This window comes from Novipirellula sp., from assembly GCF_041583735.1.
GTDB lineage: Bacteria > Planctomycetota > Planctomycetia > Pirellulales > Pirellulaceae > Novipirellula.
On sequence record NZ_JBFHFD010001006.1, the window covers coordinates 1 to 1,848 of the forward strand.

Genomic DNA, 1,848 nt, shown 5'->3' on the forward strand with positions numbered 1-1,848 from the left:
CCACAGCGGGCAGATCATGATTGTCAACGAAGCCCCGCGTTTGGCGCTAACGAAAAACGAATCCCTGACTCCGTGGGATGACCAATGGCACAAGGTCCGAGTCACCCGCGATGTCGATTCGGGAAAAATCGACGTATTTTTTGATGAGATGAGCAAACCGCACATGTCGGTCACCGACAAGACCTTCGGCAAAGGGAAAATCGGGCTCGGTTCGTTTGACGACCTGAATGAATTCGACGATGTTGTCGTCCGTCGGCTGTAGGACTGAAATCCCTCCTATTCCGGATCAAAACGTGCGATTACCGCGATTTAATCGTGGCCCTAGCGGGCGTGGTTTGTCGGTTTCCGCAAAAGCCACTATCCTTGACTGTAGAAAAACCAACGCTCCATCCCGCTCGGTCGGAAACACGGCTGCTATCAAGGGCTAATTTGAGAATGAATCGGATCCACCAATCGAAACTCGTTCGTCACGCGATCACGCTTGTCGTTTTACTATTTGCTTGTGTGCTGACGGGTGCCGCGACGCTATTTGCCCAGGTGGTGGCTGAACCGCCCGCCGAGCAGAAAACCAAGACTGATGCCGCCAAATCGGATGCGGCCTACATCCGGGTTGACCAGACGGACGAGGGAAAACCTCGGGCACTGCAAACCGCGATTGTTCGCTACGTTGGTAAACCCGACACCCCGTTTGCCGGCCGCGTGGTCGATTTGGTCGGCGTCGTCCACATTGGACAAAGCGAATATTATGCGGAATTAAGCAAGCGATTGGCAAAATACGATACGGTGCTGTACGAATTGGTGGCTCCCGATGGCACCCGATTTCGTCCCGAAGATCTCAAAAATCGCCAATCGATCTTGTCGTCGATGCAAACGGGCATGAAAGACATGCTGGGGCTGGAATACCAGTTAGAGAAGATCGACTATATGTCCAAGAACTTTCGGCACGCGGATATGAGTCCCGAGGAGTTTGTCGAAGACTTGAGCCGACGTGGTGACAGCGTTTGGAAGATGGGCGCCCGCATGATGGGAGCCGGTTTGGCATCACAAGCCGCCTCGGGAGGCGAAGCGGGAATGTTGATGGCACTCTTCAGCGACGACCGCGCCATGCACCTGAAACAATTGATGTCGCGGCAAATGGTCGACATCGATTCGGTGACTGCCGGACTCGATGACGCTAACGGTGAGAACACCTTGATCAAAGGACGTAACGCCAAGGCCTTTGAAGTGCTCCGCGAAGAACTCGACGCGGGCAAAAAGAAGATTGCGGTGTTCTATGGCGCCGGCCACCTTCCAGATATGGCCGAGCGAATGGAAAAAGATTTCCAAATGGAGCGGACAAAAACCATGTGGCTCGACGGCTGGGATTTGACTCGCAATTAGCGATAAACGCAGGAAACACGGTGGGGCATGCGAAGTGAGTCAGAGCCATTAGAGAGCGATTCGGTCGACGTTCACCGAGCACAATCCGATTCGTTTTACCAGCAATTGCAACACACCCCAAACGCTTCCTTCACGGGGCGTTTGTTGTTGGACGAAACACGGCTCAATGCGGTGCTCGAGCGATTCAGGCAGGTTGGCGATTCGGTGGCAACCCAGTCGCTCGGCTGCGCCGCGCCGGATGATGACTTTGAAACGCCGCTGCAAATCGGACGTTTCGCCATCCGCGGGATTTTGGGGGTCGGCGGATTTTCCACCGTCTATCGTGCATATGACGAGATGTTGCAACGCGAGGTCGCGTTAAAATCATTTCGCCGAACCCGCAATGCGGAATCCGACGACGAGGATCCTCGGTTGTTCGAAGCACGCGCCGCAGCACGGTTGAACCACCCCTGCTTGGTTCCGCTGTAC

The 1,848-nt window shown here is 54.7% G+C and carries 1 protein-coding gene and 2 pseudogenes; all 3 read left to right on the forward strand.

Features of this window, described 5'->3' with window-relative positions:
• Positions 1-262 (forward strand): annotated as a pseudogene (locus tag ABX962_RS35520) (hypothetical protein); the annotation flags it as partial.
• A 173-nt stretch (positions 263-435) separates the two neighbouring features.
• Positions 436-1,380 (forward strand): hypothetical protein, encoded by a 945-nt coding sequence (locus tag ABX962_RS35525; protein ID WP_372726375.1) that lies wholly within the window; start codon positions 436-438, stop codon positions 1,378-1,380.
• A 27-nt stretch (positions 1,381-1,407) separates the two neighbouring features.
• Positions 1,408-1,848 (forward strand): annotated as a pseudogene (locus ABX962_RS35530) (hypothetical protein); the annotation flags it as partial.